The sequence below is a fragment of the Nostoc cycadae WK-1 genome, from assembly GCF_002897135.1.
GTDB lineage: Bacteria > Cyanobacteriota > Cyanobacteriia > Cyanobacteriales > Nostocaceae > Nostoc_B.
Genome location: NZ_DF978468.1, coordinates 1 through 3515, shown reverse-complemented (window position 1 = coordinate 3515; position 3515 = coordinate 1). Strand labels below are relative to the sequence as shown.

The 3515-nt window shown below is 43.5% G+C and carries 2 protein-coding genes and 1 pseudogene; all 3 read left to right on the top strand.

Features of this window, described 5'->3' with window-relative positions:
- Window positions 1-116 precede the first annotated feature (116 nt).
- Window positions 117-353 (top strand): hypothetical protein, encoded by a 237-nt coding sequence (locus tag NCWK1_RS28830; protein WP_245894991.1) that lies wholly within the window; start codon window positions 117-119, stop codon window positions 351-353.
- Between the two features lie 87 nt (window positions 354-440).
- The gene (locus NCWK1_RS28825; protein WP_103126645.1) at window positions 441-3008 is read left to right on the top strand and encodes a CHAT domain-containing protein; all 2568 of its coding nucleotides are present in this window, start codon (window positions 441-443) and stop codon (window positions 3006-3008) included.
- A 190-nt stretch (window positions 3009-3198) separates the two neighbouring features.
- A pseudogene (locus tag NCWK1_RS28820) lies at window positions 3199-3515 on the top strand (DUF928 domain-containing protein); the annotation flags it as partial.

The following is a 3515-nucleotide window of genomic DNA, read 5'->3' as shown; positions in this document are numbered from 1 at the left end:
AAACTTTAAAACCCCTTACCCTCCCAGTTAACTCCCAAATCATTTCCTAGTCAGTTGAGTTAGAAACCAAAGCATTTTGGGAATACTAAAATATGGGTATAAAAGGCGACTAATTTATGAGTTTAATTGAATTGCCAGCCAATGTTACTGATTCATCGCAGCCGATAGCTAGTGGTTGTTCTAATACAAATGGTAGTAGTTTTGTCGCCACAGGACGCGGTGGTATACCGCAAAATCTCAGCCAAGATATGAGGAGTTACGCGATCACACTTGGTCTAATGCCCGTGACAGGACATCTCTGCATTTTTGCAAATCAGCAATGTGAATGCTCAAGCACCCCCATCTCCCTGTAATGCTGATTTGTCGATTTAATGTACTCCAGAAATTTCTAAGGCTGCAAATTTTCCTCTACCAACTTTGAACCCATTAGTCACTAACGTATGAATCTCCAAATTAAAAAACGTCGTTGGCTATATATCAGTCTGAGTCTTTTGAGTTTGTATTTGGCAGTTACTATTACACCTGCTCAAGCATCTATACAAGCACCAACAAATTCTCCTCCTAGCCTCAATGTCAATATATCCGCTACGGAATCTACAAATTGGCTAGAACAAGGACGACAGCTTTACCATTCAGGCAACTTTACAGAAGCGGTGAACGCGTGGCAGAAGGCAGTACAAAATTACCATAGCCAAGGCGATCGCCGGAACGAAGCTTTAAGTTTAAGTTACCTATCGTTGGCACAACAAGAACTCAACCAATGGGAAGTCGCCCAACAATCTATCGAACAAAGTGTAAAAATTTTGCAAACTTCTCAACCCTCTATAGATGCGATTATCTGGGCGCAAATACTGAATACTCAAGCAAATTTACAACTACGTACTGGCAAAGCGGAAACTGCCCTAGATATTTGGCGACAAGCTCAAAAATATTATGAGCAAGCAGGGGATAAAATGGGCAGCTTAGGCAGTCAAATCAATCAAGCACAAGCCTTACAAAGTTTGGGATTTTACCGTCGTTCAAAACAGCAATTGGAGGCGTTAGGGCAGAAGTTAGCCGCAATGCCAGATTCCGAAATCAAAGTTAGTGGGTTGCGATCTCTGGGTTTAGCTTTACACGCCATTGGCGATCGCAACAGTCAGCCAGTATTAGAACAAAGTTTAGCCACAGCCCAGCAAATTGCCGCTAAAACTCAATTAAGTTCTATTCTTGCCAGTCTGGGGAAAGTTGCTTCTGATTCGCAAGACCCAGAAGCCGCCCTAAATTACTTTGAAGATGCCGAAACCACAGCTACAAATCCTAATGAAGCTTTACAAGCGCGTTTAGCTCGATTCAAATTATTAGTAGATTACGGCAAACTGGAATATGCAATTCCCCTGGCACCACAATTACGACAACAGTTGTCAGAACTGCCGCCCAGTCATAGTTCCCTGGGTGCAGCAATTAATTTTGTTGCCACATTGAATCGCTTAAAAAACCCAGAGCAAGTTTTACCTAGTCAAGATTTGGCACAACTGATGGCGAACACTGTTCAGTCTGCCCAAAAAATTCAGGATAGTAGCGCCCAATCCTATGCGCTGTATGAGTGGGCGCAACTCTACAGTCGCCAAAAACAGTGGTCTCAGGCACAGGAACTAGCCGAGAAATCTCTGAATATTGCCCGTGAAATTCAAGCGGATGATTTGATTGCTCAATCAGCCTGGCAGGTTGGCAAGTTATATAAACAACAAGGCAACCACCCCCAAGCAATTACAGCTTATACCGAAGCAGTGAAGTCATTAAAGGCATTGCGTGGGGATATGGCTGCTGTCAACCCCGATGTCCAATTTTCCTTCCGGGAAAGTGTTGAGCCTGTCTATCGGGAACTAGTGAGTTTACTGCTAGATGACCAACCTAGCCAGACAGCATTAACTCAAGCACGCGAATTGATTGAATCACTACAAGTTGCTGAACTGGATAACTTTTTCCGGGAAGCTTGTTTGGATAAAGCCCAGCAAATTGACAAAGTTGACCCGACGGCAACAGTCGTTTATCCGATTATTTTAAGCGATCGCCTAGGCGTAATTTTCTCTCAAGCCGGAAAACCACTACGTTACTACGCCACTGCCAAATCTCAAGCAGAAATTGATCAAACTCTAGAGAAGTTCCTGGTTGCTCTCAACCCAGTTTCCGACTCAACCGTTCGGGAGCAATTATCCCGACAAATTTATGATTGGTTGATTCGTCCAGCAGAAGCAGATCAAGCCTTCAAAGACACTAAAACATTGGTATTTGTCTTAGATGGGCGATTGCGGAACATTCCTATGGCAGCCTTATACGACGGTAAGCAATATCTGATTGAAAAGTATGCTGTGGCGCTCTCACCAGGATTGCAACTGATGGCGGCTCGGTCATTCCAACAAAACCACATTGATGCGATTGTCGGTGGGATTAGTGAATCTCGTGCTGGTTTTAGTGCTTTACCAGCAGTGGAATCAGAAGTGAAGCAAATCGCCCAAAAAGTGCCATCTTCAGCCTTACTCAACCAGCAATTCACCAGTCAAGCCCTCGCCGATCAGATCAAATCTAATAAGGCTAATGTTGTCCATCTAGCAACCCACGGACAATTTAGTTCTCGTCTCGAAGATACTTTCTTACTTACGTGGGATGGACAAGTGAATGTGAAAGAATTGTCCGAACTCCTGAAAAATCGTAGTGGAAACTCATCAAAGGCGATCGAATTATTAGTACTAAGTGCCTGTGATACTGCTAGTGGAGATGATCGTGCTGCTCTGGGATTAGCAGGTTTAGCGGTGAAATCCGGCGCTCGTTCCACTATTGCCACACTTTGGCCAGTTAAAGATAAAGCCGCCCAAATGCTCATGACTCGTTTCTATGACCAACTACGGCAGCCCAAAATCACAAAAGCTGAAGCACTACGACAGGCACAAATTAACCTAATTCGCCAAACTGATTTCCGCGATCCGTTTTTTTGGTCTGCCTTTGTTTTGGTAGGGAACTGGTCTTGATTACGTAATATTACTGTGAAATTTCGGATGAAACAAAACACTTATTTTATGGATTTTTCATCCAAATTCGGATATAAATGCTAGTAACCTTCCCTAATTTAACTAGTGTTTAGAAGCTTTTCAGGAGTTATCTGTACAGTGGTTATCAATGTATTTTCTATCACTGCTTAATGAGATGAGGTCAAACATAATGAAACATCGACATCTAACTACATTGAGCATCATTGCTCTGATTGTTAGCAGTACATGTGCTAGTGCATCTGCCATAACATTTACTCCGCCGGTTAAAAATTCTGCACCCAAACAAGCAACTGGAGGTGCTTCTCGCGGCAGTATCTTTACCCCAAATAAAAGTAATAGTGCGCCTAGACAAGCAACCGGAGGCGCATCCCGTGGCAATCTCTTTACTCCCAAAAAAGATAACAGCGCGCCTCAACAGGCATCTGGGGGGGCTTCTCGTGGCAATCTTTTTACCCCTAAAAAAGATAACAGCGCGCCTCAACAGGC